Genomic DNA, 14865 nt, shown 5'->3' with positions numbered 1-14865 from the left:
CGGCCGGCACCATGTGCGGATGAACACGAAGTACAGCCAGGTGCCAGCGAAAGTAGCAGAGCACCTGCGCGATGACGAGATACACGTATGGCGGATGGCTTACGACCATCATCAGGAGCGTGCGCCGTTCCAGGCGGTGCTGGCCGCTTATCTCGGGCGCGCCGCGGATGAGGTACGGCTGGAGGCGGGGGAATTCGGTCGGCCGCGGCTGGCCGGCGCCGACGCCGAGGCGCTGCATTTCAACTGGTCGCATAGCGGCGATCAGGCTTTGTGCGCGGTGGCGCGAGGGGTTGAACCGGGTGTCGATCTGGAACGCCTGCGGCCGCGGCCGCGCGCCCTGGAAATCGCCCAGCGCTACTTCAGCCACGAAGAAACCGCGGCGTTGGCGGCGTTGGCGCCAGGCCGTCGCGACGCCGCCTTCCTGCAGCTGTGGACGGCGAAGGAAGCCGTGCTCAAGGCGACCGGGCGGGGCCTGGCCTTTGGGCTGCATCGTCTAGGGATCGCCGACGAAGAGGAGCGCCTGGCGCTGCGCTTCCTCGATGGCGAACTGCCGGCGCATTGGCAGCTGCATCGCCTCGCGCTGGACGGCGGACACGTGGGCAGCATCGCGTGGCGGGGCGGCCCCAGGACGCTCGTCTTGCGGACACTTGCCACCGCCGCCGGATAGGCGCAGTGTTGCCGGTCCTGCTCCGCGCGGGATGCTGGAGTGCTTGGGTCCCGCGGGAGGTTCTTGCCTGCGAGCCGATGCGTCCATGACCCTGCTTAGCGTCAACCTCAACAAGATCGCGGTGCTGCGCAATTCGCGCGGCGGCGACGAGCCCGACATTCTCCGCGCCGCACAAACCTGCATCGAAGCCGGTTGCGGCGGCATCACCGTCCATCCCCGGCCCGACCAGCGCCATGTGAAGCCGCAGGACGTGCGCGCGCTCGCCGCCATGCTGCGCGGCCGCGTGGAGTACAACATCGAGGGCAATCCGTTTGCGCCGGCGCGCGGCACGTATCCGGGCCTGATCGAACTGGCGCGCGAAGTGCGGCCGACGCAGGTAACCCTGGTGCCGGACAGCGACAGCCAGATCACTTCCGACCATGGCTTCGATCCGCTGCAGCAGGCCGACGTCGACAAGCTGCAGCCATTGGTGAAGGCGCTGCGCGATATCGGTTGCCGCGTGAGCGTGTTCGTCGATGCGGGCGCCAGTGGCTTCGAGCGCTTCGCGGCGATCGGCATGCAGCGCGTGGAGATCTATACCGGGCCTTATGCGCATGCGTTTGCCGAGGGCGATGCGCGTGAATCGCTGGCCTTGTGCGCGGAGACGGCGCGGCGTGCGCAGCAGTCGGGACTGGCGGTGAACGCGGGGCACGATCTGAGCCAGGCGAACCTGGGCGCGTTCCATGCAGCCATTCCCGGCCTGGCCGAGGTATCGATCGGGCACGCCTTGATCGGCGAGGCCCTGTACGAAGGGCTGTCGACGACGGTGCGGAATTACCTGCAGATTCTGCGTTGACGTTGCCGGCGCGGCGACCTTGCCGACGCCGCGCCGTATTCGCCTCGTTTTCAGATGGACGTCCAGACGTCCGTGGGTTCGTTATCTTCCACGCATAAAAAAACCCCCGCCGAAGCGGGGGTTTCAAGGGTAGTTTTGTTTCGATCCGTTGCCGGATTTACTGCCCTTCCGTAAAGCCGATCTTGGTGAGGCCGTAGCTCTTGGCAGCGGCCAGCACGCGGGCCACATGCTCGTAAGCCACGCCGTCGTCCGCATTGATCTGCAGTTCGGGCTGGTTGGACTGGCTGGCGACCACCGCGATCTGTGCCCGCAGGCCCAGCTCGTCGACCGGCGTATCGTTCCAGTACAGCGCGCCCGACTGATCGATCTTCAAGCGGATCGGATCCGGCGGATTATCCGGCTGGACCACGTTCGGGTTCGGCTGCGGAAGGTCGATCTTTACTTTGTGCGTCAGGATGGGAGCCGTGATCATGAAGATGATCAGGAGCACCAGCATCACGTCGACAAGCGGCGTGACGTTGATGTCCGCCATCGGCCCCTTGCCGCTTCCACTACTGAATGCCATGACTCTTACTCCTTGCCGGTCGTGATGAAACCGACATGGACCATGCCCTGCTCCTTGGCGCTGCCAAGAACCTTACGCACGATCTTGTACTCCGTCGTCTTGTCCGCACGGATCTGCAGCTCCGGCTGCGGCGACTTCGCCGCCGCAACCGCAAACTGGGCCTTCAGCTCGGCTTCCGTGACCTCGATGTCGTTGAGGTACATGGTGCCGTCGGGCTTGATGGCCAGATCCATCGGCTCGACCGGTTCCGTATCGACAACCTTCGGATTCGCGGTCGGCAATTCAACGGTGATTCGGTGGGACATCAGCGGCGCGGTGATCATGAAGATGATCAGCAGTACCAACATCACGTCGACGAGCGGCGTAACGTTGATTTCCGACATCGGACCGCCGGAACTATCTCCAGAGCTCATCGCCATGGGTCAATCCCTCACTTGCCTTCGACGCGGGCGCCGGTCGCGAAGAAGTCGTGCAGGTCGTGCGCGAACTCGTCGAACTGAGCGTAGGTCAGGCGGTTGGAGCGGTTGAAGAAGTTGTAGGCGAGCACCGCCGGGATCGCGGTGAACAGACCGAACGCGGTCATGATCAGCGCCTCACCCACCGGACCGGCCACCGCTTCCATCGACGCGTTGCCCGAAGCCGAGATCTTGATCAGCGCGTGGTAGATGCCCCACACGGTACCGAGCAGACCGATGAACGGCGCCGACGAACCGACCGTGGCGAGCAGGGTCAGGCCGCCTTCGAGGCGCAGGCTCTCGCGAGCCACGGCCTGGCGCAGGGCGCGGTCGATGAACTCGGAGCGGCTCAGCGACTCGGCCAGGCGACCACCGCCCGACGAAGCCTGCTGGTGGTGGGCCACCGCGGAAGCGGCGTCCAGCGCGATCTTCGAGAAGGGTTCGCCCTTGGGCTGGGCTTCCAGCTCGCGGATGGCGTCCTGCGTCGAGCCGTTGGTCCAGAAACCGTTGATCACCTTGTCAGCGCGGCCACGGACCATGGCGTTGCGGATGGCGTTGGCGATGATGAAGTACCAGGAGGAGAAGGACATCACCACCAGCACCACGAACACGATCCAGCCAAGCGGATCGAAGTTGTGGATCAGGTGGTCGAAGCCCATCGACTTCATGGCTTCGGCGTTGGAGGTACCGCCCGCGGCCGGGTTCGGAGAAGGAGTCTGTTGGAACATAACGCTACCCTTGGAAAGTCAAGCGTGAACTGGTTGACCGTAACTTTTGGTTACAGCTGATTGAGGTTGAAATTGACCGGAACGCGGACGTAACCCTCGGTCTTCTGTCCGTTCCTGATATTCGGATTGAAGCGCCACTTGCGCGCCGTTTCAATCGCAGCCTGATCCAGCTCACGGTAACCGCTGGACGTTTCCACCTTGATGTCCTTGGGCGAACCATCAACACCGACAAGGATCATCAGGGTAACCGTGCCCTCGTGACGCTGGCGAATGGCCTGCGGCGGATACTTGGGCTGAATGCGGCTGTTGTAGCTGATGTCCTGGCTGGCGGTGATGTCCGCAGGCGGAGCCGGGGGAGCAGGCGGAGCCGGCGGCGGAGCCGGGATCGGATTCGACGACGCTTCCTCGACGGCCGGCGGCGGAGCCGGCGGCGGCGGGGTCGGCGGCGGCTGCACCTGCTGGATGATCTTCGGCGGCGGCTGCTTCGGCGGTTCCGGCGGCGGCGGCGGCGGAGGGGGCGGCGGCGGCGGCGGCTCGATGAAGTTCACCTGGACGATGCGTTCCTTCTTCGCCTGATCCGTCTTCGGCGGAGCCATCGGCGCCACCAGCAAGAGGAACGCGAACGCGTGCAGCGCGATGGCAACAGCCAGCGCCCAGGTACGCCTCCAATTGAACGGCCCTTGGCCGGTTGCTTCGTTACTTGAGGCCATCTGTCACTAATCTGAAGCTGGATAATCGGTGAGACGTGGTCACGACACTTGGCGGCAAGTTGCCTCCACGAAGGATGACATTTGCCACTGGACACGAACACGGGAAGGTTTCAACGGTACACCAGCACATGGCGTTTGTATAGCATCTGAGGGGCAGATAAATGGACGTCCATCCGCCCCTTCAGATTGCACTTGAAAACGCCGTGGCTGGCCTTACTTGCCGGCTCCTGCCGTCTTCAACCAGGCCTTCGCTTTGTCGGCCGTGGCGGGGTCCTGTGCAGCCTTCTGCATGGCTGCGATCGCTCCCTGCTTGTCCTTGAGTCCACGGCAGGCTTCCGCCAGCAGCATGTAGGCCGTGCCCTTGTGCTGCACGCCCTTGTCGATGCCCTGCTGGATCAGCGTCTTCGCTTCGGCATTCTTGCCTTCGCTGATCAGCAGCTGGCCCGCGCGGACCGCCGCTTCGCCGTCGCTCGCCTTGCCCATCGCCTTCTTGTAGGCGCTGATGGCATCGGCCGGCTTGTCGGCGACATACGAGGCATCGCCGAGCAGCTTGAGGTTGTCGTAGCTGTCCGTCACCACGCCCTTGCTCATGCCCTCGTTGAGGGCGGCAACGGCCTTGGCGGCGTTCGGCTTGGGATCGGAGCTGTCCTGGCCGGTGACCAGGTAGAGCTTGGCGAGATTGACGTAGTCCTTCTCGCTCTTGAACGCGCCGGCGGCCTTCGACTTCTCCATCAGCTGGATCGCTTCCGGATACTTCTGCGACTGCATAAGCACGGCGACGGCGTTGTTCAGCGCGGCCGAATCGTTCGGGTTGGCGGCGAGCTGCTGCTGCGCGAGCTGCGCGGCCTGGTCGCCCTGGCCGGACTCGGCGTAGCTGGCCATCAGGATCTGGTTCCAGCTGTCGTTCGGCTTGTCGGTGAGCGACTGCGCCTTCTTCACCGCGGCGATCGCCTGCGGGTACTTCTCAAGACGGTAGTAGGCATTGCCTTCGAGCGCGTACGACTCGGCGGTTTCCTTCTTGCCGTCGGCGCGCCACTTCTCGATGGTGTCGATGGCCGGCTGATACTGCTCGTCGGCCAGGTAGAACTGGGCGAGCATGTACTGCAGCTGGAAGTAGGTGTCGTTCGGCATGACGCCGATGTCGAGCGCGCGCTTCAGCAGGTCGATCGCACCCTTCACGTCCTGCTCGTTGTAGTGCAGGTTGGCCAGGCCCTGCAGGGCCAGCGCCTGGGCGTACTTGCTCTTGCTGCTGTCGATGATCGGCTGGAGGATCTGCTCCGCCTTCGCCTTGTCCTGCGAATTGACTGCGTCGAGGCCGTCGTTCAGTGCCTTCTGATCTTTCTCGCTGGTGAGGTCCAGCTTCGGCTCGGCACGGGTCGCGTTCGGATACAGCGCTTCCTTCTTGTCCTTGGAATTGCTGTCTTTCGCGATCACCGGGCTGCTGGCCAGGGTCAGCGCAAGCGCCGCTCCGGCGAGCATCTTGATCAGGGGAACGTGCTTCATGGCAGTCCTCGTGTAAGGTTTCACGCACAAGAGTGCGCGGGGGATCGTTGAGCGTAACCCGAGCAGGCGCTAGGAAACAAGTCGCAGCGCCGCAACAAAGTTTGTTAAAAATCAATAAGTTGCAACATTCCCTCGCGAATCTATTCGAGATGACCCCGCCAGAGGTCACGTAGGCGTTCGCGTACAAACCCTAGAGAATCGTCCGATTGTCTCGTGCGCGGCAAATCATGTCGTTATCGACCAAAGTCGATAGAGCTTGAATCCGGCCTCGCAGCCCGTAATCGCGTGCTAATGCATTAGTGCACGCGGGCAAAGAAAAGGGCCTGCATGCATCGTCCGGAGACGGGCAAGACAGGCCCTCTGGCGAGCGCTCGAATTTAGATATCGAGGTTCGCCACCTTCAGCGCGTTCGCTTCGATGAATTCACGGCGCGGCTCCACCGCCTCGCCCATCAGCATCGAGAACATCTGGTCGGCGACGAAGGCGTCCTCGATGCCGACCTGCAGCATGCGGCGCGTCTCCGGGTTCACCGTGGTTTCCCACAGCTGCTCCGGATTCATTTCGCCCAGGCCCTTGAAGCGCTGGATGGTACGGCCCTTCTTCGCCTCGTCCAGCAGCCAGCTGCGCACGTCGGCAAAGCTGAGCACGCCGCGCGAAGCATTGCCGCGGCGGACCACGGCGTCCTGCTGCACCAGGCCGGCGACCTGCTGGCTGGCGTGCAGGATCGGGCGGAACTCGGAGCCGGCGAAGAACGGCTGCGGCAGCAGCCAGGTGTGGCTCAGGCCGTGCTGGTCGCGCACCACCTCGATCGCCGCCGGCTGCTCGTCCACTGCCGGACGCAGCGCCAGGCGGTAGCGCGGCTTGCCCAGGCCGCTGGAAGCCAGGCGCTTGGCCACGCCGTCGAGCCAGGTCTGCATCGCCGCCGGATCCGTCCACAACGACGGTTCCACCGGCGCATGCTCGAGGAAGGCGGTCAGCACATTCGCGTCGAAGCGATGGCCCAGGCGTTCGATCTGATCCAGCGCCGCCTGATAGTCGCGCAGCAGCTTTTCCAGCGCTTCGCCGGTGACGGGGGGCGCATCCGGGCTGTAGGTCAGCTCGGCGTTGTCGACGGCGCTGGCGATCAGGTACGTGTTGAGGGCCGCGTCGTCCTTCAGGTACTGCTCCTGCTTGCCCTGCTTCACCTTGTACAGCGGCGGAAGGCCGATATAGACGTGGCCGCGCTCGATCAGCTCGGGCATCTGGCGGTAGAAGAAGGTCAGCAGCAGGGTGCGGATGTGCGAGCCGTCCACGTCCGCGTCGGTCATGATGACGATGCGGTGGTAGCGCAGCTTGTCCGGGTTGTACTCCTCCTTGCCGATGCCGGTGCCCAGCGCGGTGATCAGGGTGCCGACCTCGGCCGAGGACAGCATCTTGTCGAAGCGCGCCTTCTCGACGTTGAGGATCTTGCCCTTCAGCGGCAGCACGGCCTGGGTCTTGCGGTTGCGGCCCTGCTTGGCCGAACCGCCTGCGGAGTCACCCTCGACCAGGAACAGTTCGCACAGCGCCGGATCCTTCTCCTGGCAGTCGGCCAGCTTGCCCGGCAAGCCGGCGATATCCAGCGCACCCTTGCGGCGGGTCATCTCGCGAGCCTTGCGCGCGGCCTCACGGGCACGGGCGGCGTCGACCACCTTGGAGGCGATGGCCTTGGCTTCGTTCGGATGCTCCAGCAGGAACTCGCCGAGCTTCTCGTTGACGGCCTGCTCCACCGCGGTCTTCACCTCGGAGGAAACCAGCTTGTCCTTGGTCTGCGAGGAGAACTTAGGATCCGGCACCTTCACCGACAGCACGGCGATCAGGCCTTCGCGCATATCGTCGCCGGAGAGCGCGACCTTGGCGTTCTTGGCCAGGCCTTCCTTCTCGATATAGCCCTGCAGCGAACGGGTCAGCGCCGCGCGGAAGCCGGTGAGATGGGTGCCGCCGTCACGCTGCGGAATGTTGTTGGTGAAGCAGAACATCGTCTCCTGGTAGGAGTCGGTCCACTGCATCGCCAGATCCACCGAGATGCCGTCCTGCTGGGCATTCAGGCTGATCACGTTGGGATGCAGCGCGGTCTTCAGCTGGGACAGATGATGCACGAAGGAGCGGATGCCGCCCTCGTAGGCGAAGGTGTCGTGGCGGCCTTCGCCGCGCTCGTCCTTCAGGTCGATGGTGACACCGGAGTTGAGGAAGGCCAGTTCGCGCAGGCGCTTGGCCAGAATCTCGTAATGGAACTCGACGTCGGAGAAGGTTTCCCTGCTGGGCAGGAAGCGCACCGTGGTGCCGTGCTTGGCCGAGGGCGCCACTACCTTGACCGGATACAGCGGCTCGCCCATGGCGTATTCCTGCTGATGCTCCTGGCCTTCGCGGTAGATGGTCAGCCACAGGTGCGAGCTCAGCGCGTTCACCACCGACACGCCCACGCCATGCAGGCCGCCCGACACCTTGTACGAGTTGTCGTCGAACTTGCCGCCGGCGTGCAGCACGGTCATCACCACTTCCGCGGTGGAACGCCCTTCTTCCGGATGGATGCCGACCGGGATGCCGCGGCCGTTGTCGCTGACGCTGACCGAGCCATCCTCATGGATGGTCACGATGACGTGGTCGCAGTAGCCGGCCAGGGCTTCGTCGATGGAGTTGTCGACGACTTCGAACACCATGTGGTGCAGGCCCGTGCCGTCATCGGTGTCGCCGATGTACATGCCGGGGCGCTTGCGCACCGCTTCAAGACCTTTGAGTACCTTGATGTTGCTCGAATCGTAGGATGAGTTCATGCCTTGATCGTTTCCTGGCGCCATCTGCCCTGCCCGGTACGGCGCCATGGAAACCGGAACAGGGACACTAAGAAGTAATTATAGCAGGCGCGGCGACTTTCCCTTGTTCCACGTGGAACACATGCGCTGAGAGGCTCTGTAAGGGCGCAGGAAGCTCAGTTCCCGTGACCAGCACCTGGGCACCGACCCCAGCCAACTGCCCCACCACGGCCGTCTGGTGCGCGAGATCGAGTTCGGAAGCAAGATCATCCAGGCAAACGACCGGCCACTCGCCCTTCTGGCTGGCAAATAAGGCGGCCTGAGCAAGCAGGCACCCTAGGGCAGTCAACTTCTCCTGTCCGCGCGAGAGATGCTCCCGCATAGGGGCATGCTCAAAGCTGATAGACCACTCGGCGCGGTGTACGCCCTGCGTGGTGTGGCCGCGGGAGAGGTCCCTATCGCGCTGATCCGCCAAGACCTCGGCCAGGTCCCGCTCTTCAGGCCAGCCACGGCGATAGCGGAGCTCGATCGCTCCCAATTCGGGAAGCAGGCCGCCGATGGTCTGTTCCAGGTGCGGCAGTAGCTGGTCCAGATAACGAACCCGCATAAAGTGGATTCGCTCGCCGGTTTGGGAAAGCTCCGCCTCCCAGGAAAGGAAGAGTTCCGGCGCGACCGGGCTGTTCGACCTCAGCAAGCTGTTTCGCTGCTTCAACGCGCGCTGATAGCGCCGCCAAGCCAACAGAAACTCATGTTCCACGTGGAACACGCCCCAATCCAGATAACGACGACGCTCTTCGGCACCGCCGGCGATCAGTGCATGAGAGCCAGGCTCAAAGCACACCACGGCGCATTCACTGACGACCTCGCCGAGGCTTGCGCTCCGTCCATCCAGGCGCGCATCCCAGCGCGCGCCCTCACGCCCAAGGCCAACCCGTCCGATCCGACCATCCTGATGGCGAATCTCACCAAACACGGAAAGCGATGACGCGCCCCGCTGCAGCAAGACCTCCTTTGCCCCGCCACTACGGAACGAACGGCCATGGGAAAGCAGAAACGCCGCCTCCAGCACGCTCGTCTTGCCTGCCCCGTTCGCCCCGACAAAGACATGAATCCCCTCGCCCAGCTCGATATCCGCTTCGGCAAGGCAACGCAGCCCGCGAATCCGCAGACGCTCCAACCTCATGACGCAAGCCCAGAAGCAAGAACGCCGGAGCGTCTTTCGACGGCTCCGGCGTTGTTGGCTGGCATGCTGACCGATCCGGCCCGCATCCCTGCTGCCATCAGAGGCGCAACGGCATGATCACGTGCCGTGCCTCTTCGCTGTCGTCTTCCTGCACCAGGCAGCTGGACTGCGCATCGCGCAGATTCAGGCGTGCCCGCTCGCCGCGCAGTGCCGACAGCGCATCCAGCAGATACCCGACGTTGAAGCCCACGGCCAGATCCGAAACCACGGTTTCGGCTTCCAGCTCTTCCACAGCCTCTTCCTGCTCCGGGTTGTGCGCCACGATGCGCAGCTTCCCGGACGAAAGCTCCAGCTTTACGCCGCGGTACTTCTCGTTCGACAGAATCGCAGCACGCTGCAGCGCGCTGCGCAGCACTTCGCGATCCAGCGTGGCCGACTTGTCCGCACCGAGCGGGATCACCGCCTCGTAGTCCGGGAAACGGCCGTCGATCAGCTTCGAGGTAAACACCACGTCGCCGCGGCGCACGCGCAGATGATTGCGGCCGAACTCCAGTTCCACCTGGCCGTCGCCGGTTTCGAACAAGCCGATCAGCTCGTTCACGCCCTTGCGCGGAATGATGATCTGGCGGCGGGTGGAAACCTTGCTGTCCAGCTTGGTTTCCTTCAATGCCAGACGGTGGCCGTCGGTGGCTACGCAGCGCAGGGTGTGTTCCTGCAGATCCAGCAGCATGCCGTTCAAGTAATAGCGCACGTCCTGGTTCGCCATGGCGAACGCGGTGCGCTCCATCAGATCCCGCAGTACTTCTTCCGGCAAGCTCACCCGCTCCACCAGCTCGATCTCGTCAATGGTGGGAAATTCCGTGGCAGGCAGCGTGGCCAGCGTAAAGCGGCTGCGTCCGGCGTTGAGCGCGATGCGATCGCCGTTGAGCTTCAACTCGATCTGCGCGCCATCGGGCAGTGCACGCACGATATCGAACAGCTTGCGCGCCGGGATGGTGATCTCGCCGTCGACCAGCTTGTCGGCCGGCGTGGTGGCAACCATCTCGACTTCGAGATCGGTGCCGGTCAGCGAAAGCTTGCCGTCGCCGACCTTGACCAGCAGGTTCGCGAGCACGGGCAGGGTCTGGCGACGTTCGACGACGCCCACCACCTGTTGCAGCGGCTTGAGCAGAGCTTCTCGTTGGATGCTGAATTGCATGTAGGCGCTTCCCCTAAACCTGCTGTTCTGTTTTTAAAAGAAGTTCTGTGGTGGTTGTAGGTGCCGTGGATAACTTGAAAACCGCGTTTTCCACTTAAGAATCAAAAACTTGAAACAAAAAGACGGTGTGCTTTAACAGGCCCGCAGCGTGTGGGTCGCTTGTGGATAACTGGGGAGCCCTCGAACGTCCACCTATTATCCACAGCTTCTACCATCCCTTTTCAAGCGCTTATCCCCACCGGTGCCGATTTCTCCGCTTCATCACCTCAACCGGTAAGGATGCGGATCAGCTGTTCCCAGTCCTGGCGCATGCGCGTATCGGTCTCGCACAGCTTCTTGATGGTGCGGCAGGCGTGCAGCACGGTGGTGTGATCGCGCCCGCCGAACGCCTCGCCGATCTCCGGCAGGCTGTGCTCGGTCAGTTCCTTGGACAGCGCCATCGCGAACTGCCGCGGCCTGGCCAGCGAACGCACGCGGCGCTTGGACAGCAGATCCTGCAGGCGCACCTGGTAGTAGTCGGCCACCTGCTTCTGGATGTTGGGCACCGTCACCGCCTGGGCGTGCGTGGCCAGCAGGTCGCGCAGCGTTTCCTCGGCGAATTCGGTGGTGATCGGCTTGCCGTAGAAATTGGCGCGCGCGGCCAGCGTGTTGAGCGCGCCTTCGAGGTCGCGCACGTTGGAGCGGATGCGCTTGGCCAGCAGCATCGCCACGTTCTCCGTCACCGCCACGCCCTTCTCGTGCGCCTTGGCCAGCAGAATCGCCGCGCGCGTCTCGAAATCCGGCGGCTCGATCGCCACCGACAGGCCCCAGCCCAGGCGCGACTTCAGGCGCGGCTCCAGCTTGTCCACTTCCTTCGGGTACCGGTCGCAGGTCAGGATGATCTGCTGCTTGGATTCGAACAGCGCGTTGAAGGTATGGAAGAACTCTTCCTGCGTGGTGTCCTTGCCGGCGAAGAACTGGATGTCGTCGATCAGCAGCGCGTCGACCGAGCGGAAGCGGCGCTTGAACTCGTCCATGCTCTTGGTGCGCAGCGCTTCGATCATGGCGCCCACGAACTGCTCCGAACGCAGGTACAGCACCTTGAAGTCCGGATTGCGCTCGCGCATCAGGTTGCCGGCGGCATGCATCAAGTGGGTCTTACCCAGGCCGGTGCCGCCGTACAGCAGCAGCGGGTTGTACGCGCGGCCCGGATTCATCGCCACCTGCATCGCGGCGGCCTTGCCCAGCTGGTTGGATTTGCCTTCGACGAAGGTTTCGAAGGTGTAGTGCGGGTCCAGGTTATGGCTGAAGGGCGCGGGTGGCTGCGTCGGCGCGGGTTCGGCCACGGCCGGCGCCGGCGCGGGGCGTGCCATGGACGAAGCCGGACGCTGCGGCACGCGCGCGGCGCTCGAACCCACTTCCAGGCGCACGGAAAGTTCGTGCCCGGTCAGCTGGGCGAGCATGGCTTCGATGCGCGGCAGATAGCGCTCGCGCACGGTGTCCAGGGTGTAGGGATTGGGCGCGAACAGCTGCAGACCCATGGTGTCGTCGCGAGCCTGCAGCGGCATCAGCCAGGTGTGCACGTCCTCGGCGCTCAATTCGCCTTCGAGACGCTCGAGACAGCGCCGCCACAGATCACTCATGGGTATTCTTCAACCACAGCAGGGGCGCTTGCGCGCGGGGTGGACCGGAAAGTCTAACAGCAGCTTGCCGGTTCTCGGCCAGGGCCTATCCACACAATTATCCACAGGATACGCAAACCCCCGTTGCAGCGGGGGTTTGACAGGGCCCGCAAGCGCGCGGCATAATTTCCAACCTTTTTATCCACATACCAACGAGGAGGAAGCCATGTCGAAGCGGACCTTCCAGCCCAGCAAGCTCAAGCGCGCCCGCACGCACGGCTTTCGTGCCCGCATGGCCACGGCCGACGGTCGCAAGATCCTGAACGCCCGTCGCGCCAAGGGCCGCAAGCGCCTGATCCCGTAAGCGCCGCGGTCACAGGCACAGCACCGATGCGTGCCGGACTGCCGCGCGAGTCGCGGATCCGTCGCGCCGGTGACTTTGCAGCGATGCGCCATGCCAGCGGCCGCCTCGGCGGCCGCTGTTTTTCTGTGCGCTACAGGGACAACGGACTCGGCGAGCCCCGCCTCGGGCTGGCCATTTCCAAGCGCGTATCCAAGCGCGCCGTCGAGCGCAATCGCATCAAGCGCCTAGTGCGCGAATCCTTCCGGCGCATCCGCACCCAGCTTCCGGCCGTCGACCTGCTGGTGATGGCGCGCGACCAGGCCAGCGGCCTGCCCGGCCCCGAACTGCTGGCCGAGATCGACCAGCTGTGGAAGAAGCTGGTGTCGCAGCGATCCGTGCCCATATCCAAGGCCGGCTCGCATTGATGCCGGGCCACGCGGCCGGCACAATCGCGCGTTGACCCTTTTCCCGCCTTCCTCTCCGCGGCTCGGAGCCGCGGCGCTCACCGGATCTGTCACGCGATGAATCAAACGCGCACGTTCCTCACCTTTGCCCTGCTCGCCGTGGCGTACCTGCTGTGGATGGCCTGGGACAAGGACTACAGCCCCAAGCCGGTCCCCGCGCCGGTGGCGAGCGCCAGCAGCGCCGCGGTGCCTTCCGCCGACAACGGCGGCAACGTGCCCGCCGCCAGCTCCAGCTCCAGCACCGGCGCCGCTGCAGTACCCGCCAACGGCGGCAGCGCGACCGAAGCCAAGGCCCAGCTGATCACCATCACCACCGACGTGCTGCGCCTGACGGTCGACACCCGCGGCGGCAGCGTGGTGCGGTCCGAACTGCTGCACTACCCGTCGGTGCCGATCACCAAGAAAGACCCGAGCCCTGCGCCGGTGCGCCTGCTCGACGAGCAGCCCGAGCATTTCTTCGTGGCGCAGAGCGGCCTGGCCAGCGCGCAGGGCAATGGCGCGCCGGTCGCGCCGACGCATCTGTCGGTGTTCGACAGCGCGCAGACCGCCTACCAGCTCGCCGAAGGCCAGAACGAACTGAAGGTGGACCTTACCTGGCAGGACGCCGCCGGCCTCAAGGTCACCAAGAGCTATACGCTCAAGCGCGGCAGCTACGACGTCTCGATGCAGCAGAAGATCGACAACGGCGCGTCGGTGGCCTGGCAGGGCAACGCCTACGAGCAGCTACAGCGCGCGGGCCAGGTCAACAACCGCACCTGGCTGCAGAACTACACCGACCCTGCCGCGCACAGCTTCTTCGGCGCCGGCTGGTACAGCCCGCAGGACAAGTTCGAAACCCTGCCCTTCACCGACTTCCAGAAGAAGCCGCTCGCGCGCTCCATCACCGGCGGCTGGGCCGCGATGCTGCAGCACTACTTCGTGGTCGCGTGGATTCCGCCGGCGCAGGAAGCGAACGGCTACTCCACCAGCGTCGTCAATCCGGATACGGCGCAGCCGTACTACCTGATCCGCACCGTCGGCCCGTCGCTCAACGTGGCGCCGGGCCAGAGCGCCACCGCCGTTTCGCGCCTGTACCTGGGTCCGAAGCTGCAGGGCACGCTCGACGCGATCGCGCCGGGCCTGGAGCTGTCCACCAACTACGGCTGGCTCACCGTCATCTCGCAGCCGCTGCACTGGTTGCTGTCGCAGCTGCACGCGATCAGCGGCAACTGGGGCGTGGCGATCATCCTGCTGGTGCTGCTGCTGAAGGCCGCGCTGTGGAAGCTCACCGCCGCGCAGTTCCGCTCCGGTGCGCGCATGCGCAAGCTGCAGCCTCGCGTCACCGCGCTCAAGGAGCGCTATGGCGACGACAAGATGAAGATGCAGCAGGCCATGATGGAGCTGTACAAGAAGGAGAAGGTGAACCCCATGGCCGGCTGCCTGCCGATCCTGGTCACCTTCCCGGTGTTCCTGGGCCTGTACCGCGTGCTGATGGAAAGCGTGGAGCTGCGCCAGGCGCCGTTCTTCGGCTGGATCCACGACCTGTCCGCGCCCGATCCGCTGTTCGTGTTGCCGGCGATCTACGTGCTGGTGATGCTGGCCACGCAGTGGCTTACGCCCACCACCGGCATGGATCCGGCCCAGGCCAAGATGATGAAGGTGATGCCGATCCTGTTCGCGGTGCTGTTCGCCTTCTTCCCGTCCGGCCTGGTGCTGTACTGGGTGATCAACGGCGCGACCAGCCTGGCCCAGCAGTGGTTCATCACCCGCCAGGTGGACCGGGCCGATCACAAGGCCAAGACCGCCTGATGAAGAAAAGGCCGCGCAAGCGGCCTTTTTCTTAGGCGGCGGCGATAATCTCCC

14 protein-coding genes are annotated in these 14865 nt (G+C 64.3%); 5 read left to right on the top strand and 9 right to left on the bottom strand.

Annotated elements, in window-relative coordinates; all coding sequences use genetic code 11:
* Nucleotides 1-19: 19 nt before the first annotated feature.
* A complete protein-coding gene (locus tag FHW85_RS15290) occupies nt 20-667 on the top strand; it encodes a 4'-phosphopantetheinyl transferase superfamily protein (protein WP_168648832.1) in 648 nt (215 codons plus the stop codon).
* Between the two features lie 85 nt (nt 668-752).
* The gene (locus FHW85_RS15285) at nt 753-1502 is read left to right on the top strand and encodes a pyridoxine 5'-phosphate synthase (RefSeq protein ID WP_168648831.1); all 750 of its coding nucleotides are present in this window, start codon (nt 753-755) and stop codon (nt 1500-1502) included.
* A 157-nt stretch (nt 1503-1659) separates the two neighbouring features.
* Here FHW85_RS15285 and FHW85_RS15280 read toward each other — a convergent pair whose 3' ends face one another.
* From FHW85_RS15280 to dnaA, 9 genes are all read right to left on the bottom strand, one after another.
* Complete coding sequence (locus FHW85_RS15280; RefSeq protein WP_168648830.1) at nt 1660-2067, bottom strand: biopolymer transporter ExbD; 408 nt, start codon at nt 2065-2067, stop codon at nt 1660-1662.
* Between the two features lie 5 nt (nt 2068-2072).
* Nucleotides 2073-2486 carry a biopolymer transporter ExbD gene (locus tag FHW85_RS15275; protein ID WP_167252863.1) on the bottom strand — a complete coding sequence of 138 codons (414 nt, stop codon included), beginning with the start codon at nt 2484-2486 and terminating at the stop codon, nt 2073-2075.
* 11 nt (nt 2487-2497) lie between these two features.
* The gene (locus tag FHW85_RS15270; protein WP_167252864.1) at nt 2498-3250 is read right to left on the bottom strand and encodes a MotA/TolQ/ExbB proton channel family protein; all 753 of its coding nucleotides are present in this window, start codon (nt 3248-3250) and stop codon (nt 2498-2500) included.
* Between the two features lie 50 nt (nt 3251-3300).
* Nucleotides 3301-3960, bottom strand: a complete 660-nt coding sequence (locus FHW85_RS15265; RefSeq protein WP_167252865.1) for an energy transducer TonB — start codon at nt 3958-3960, stop codon at nt 3301-3303.
* Between the two features lie 213 nt (nt 3961-4173).
* Nucleotides 4174-5463 carry a tetratricopeptide repeat protein gene (locus FHW85_RS15260; RefSeq protein ID WP_208399626.1) on the bottom strand — a complete coding sequence of 430 codons (1290 nt, stop codon included), beginning with the start codon at nt 5461-5463 and terminating at the stop codon, nt 4174-4176.
* A gap of 377 nt (nt 5464-5840) precedes the next feature.
* Nucleotides 5841-8255 carry a DNA topoisomerase (ATP-hydrolyzing) subunit B gene (gene gyrB, locus FHW85_RS15255; protein WP_168648829.1) on the bottom strand — a complete coding sequence of 805 codons (2415 nt, stop codon included), beginning with the start codon at nt 8253-8255 and terminating at the stop codon, nt 5841-5843.
* 67 nt (nt 8256-8322) lie between these two features.
* Nucleotides 8323-9417, bottom strand: coding sequence for a DNA replication/repair protein RecF (gene recF / locus FHW85_RS15250; protein WP_168648828.1), 1095 nt, complete (start codon nt 9415-9417; stop codon nt 8323-8325).
* A gap of 97 nt (nt 9418-9514) precedes the next feature.
* On the bottom strand, nt 9515-10615 hold the full coding sequence (gene dnaN, locus FHW85_RS15245) for a DNA polymerase III subunit beta (protein ID WP_167252868.1): 1101 nt from the start codon (nt 10613-10615) through the stop codon (nt 9515-9517).
* A 266-nt stretch (nt 10616-10881) separates the two neighbouring features.
* The gene (gene dnaA / locus FHW85_RS15240) at nt 10882-12237 is read right to left on the bottom strand and encodes a chromosomal replication initiator protein DnaA (protein WP_167252869.1); all 1356 of its coding nucleotides are present in this window, start codon (nt 12235-12237) and stop codon (nt 10882-10884) included.
* A 205-nt stretch (nt 12238-12442) separates the two neighbouring features.
* On the opposite strand from dnaA, the gene rpmH reads away from it, so the two are divergent.
* The 3 genes from rpmH to yidC all read left to right on the top strand — a co-directional run bounded on the left by rpmH (nt 12443) and on the right by yidC (nt 14811).
* Nucleotides 12443-12580: a 50S ribosomal protein L34 gene (rpmH, locus tag FHW85_RS15235; protein ID WP_019464789.1), complete on the top strand. Its 138-nt coding sequence runs from the start codon at nt 12443-12445 to the stop codon at nt 12578-12580.
* Between the two features lie 26 nt (nt 12581-12606).
* The gene (rnpA, locus tag FHW85_RS15230) at nt 12607-12984 is read left to right on the top strand and encodes a ribonuclease P protein component (protein WP_167252870.1); all 378 of its coding nucleotides are present in this window, start codon (nt 12607-12609) and stop codon (nt 12982-12984) included.
* 96 nt (nt 12985-13080) lie between these two features.
* On the top strand, nt 13081-14811 hold the full coding sequence (gene yidC / locus FHW85_RS15225; protein ID WP_168648827.1) for a membrane protein insertase YidC: 1731 nt from the start codon (nt 13081-13083) through the stop codon (nt 14809-14811).
* The last annotated feature ends 54 nt before the right edge of the window (nt 14812-14865 follow it).

It is taken from the genome of Dyella sp. SG609, assembly GCF_012275375.1.
Lineage (GTDB): Bacteria > Pseudomonadota > Gammaproteobacteria > Xanthomonadales > Rhodanobacteraceae > Dyella_D > Dyella_D marensis.
This window is presented reverse-complemented; position numbering and strand designations above follow the sequence as displayed.

Excerpts from the sequence above, each read along its gene's own strand:
- dnaN (WP_167252868.1), bottom strand. The coding sequence starts at position 10,615 with ATGCAATTCAGCATCCAACGAGAAGCTCTGCTCAAGCCGCTGCAACAG.
- FHW85_RS15275 (WP_167252863.1), bottom strand. The coding sequence starts at position 2,486 with ATGGCGATGAGCTCTGGAGATAGTTCCGGCGGTCCGATGTCGGAAATC.
- dnaA (WP_167252869.1), bottom strand. The coding sequence starts at position 12,237 with ATGAGTGATCTGTGGCGGCGCTGTCTCGAGCGTCTCGAAGGCGAATTG.
- FHW85_RS15265 (WP_167252865.1), bottom strand. The coding sequence starts at position 3,960 with ATGGCCTCAAGTAACGAAGCAACCGGCCAAGGGCCGTTCAATTGGAGG.
- FHW85_RS15285 (WP_168648831.1), top strand. The coding sequence starts at position 753 with ATGACCCTGCTTAGCGTCAACCTCAACAAGATCGCGGTGCTGCGCAAT.
- FHW85_RS15260 (WP_208399626.1), bottom strand. The coding sequence starts at position 5,463 with ATGAAGCACGTTCCCCTGATCAAGATGCTCGCCGGAGCGGCGCTTGCG.
- FHW85_RS15270 (WP_167252864.1), bottom strand. The coding sequence starts at position 3,250 with ATGTTCCAACAGACTCCTTCTCCGAACCCGGCCGCGGGCGGTACCTCC.
- FHW85_RS15280 (WP_168648830.1), bottom strand. The coding sequence starts at position 2,067 with ATGGCATTCAGTAGTGGAAGCGGCAAGGGGCCGATGGCGGACATCAAC.
- rnpA (WP_167252870.1), top strand. The coding sequence starts at position 12,607 with ATGCGTGCCGGACTGCCGCGCGAGTCGCGGATCCGTCGCGCCGGTGAC.
- rpmH (WP_019464789.1), top strand. The coding sequence starts at position 12,443 with ATGTCGAAGCGGACCTTCCAGCCCAGCAAGCTCAAGCGCGCCCGCACG.
- recF (WP_168648828.1), bottom strand. The coding sequence starts at position 9,417 with ATGAGGTTGGAGCGTCTGCGGATTCGCGGGCTGCGTTGCCTTGCCGAA.
- yidC (WP_168648827.1), top strand. The coding sequence starts at position 13,081 with ATGAATCAAACGCGCACGTTCCTCACCTTTGCCCTGCTCGCCGTGGCG.
- gyrB (WP_168648829.1), bottom strand. The coding sequence starts at position 8,255 with ATGAACTCATCCTACGATTCGAGCAACATCAAGGTACTCAAAGGTCTT.
- FHW85_RS15290 (WP_168648832.1), top strand. The coding sequence starts at position 20 with ATGAACACGAAGTACAGCCAGGTGCCAGCGAAAGTAGCAGAGCACCTG.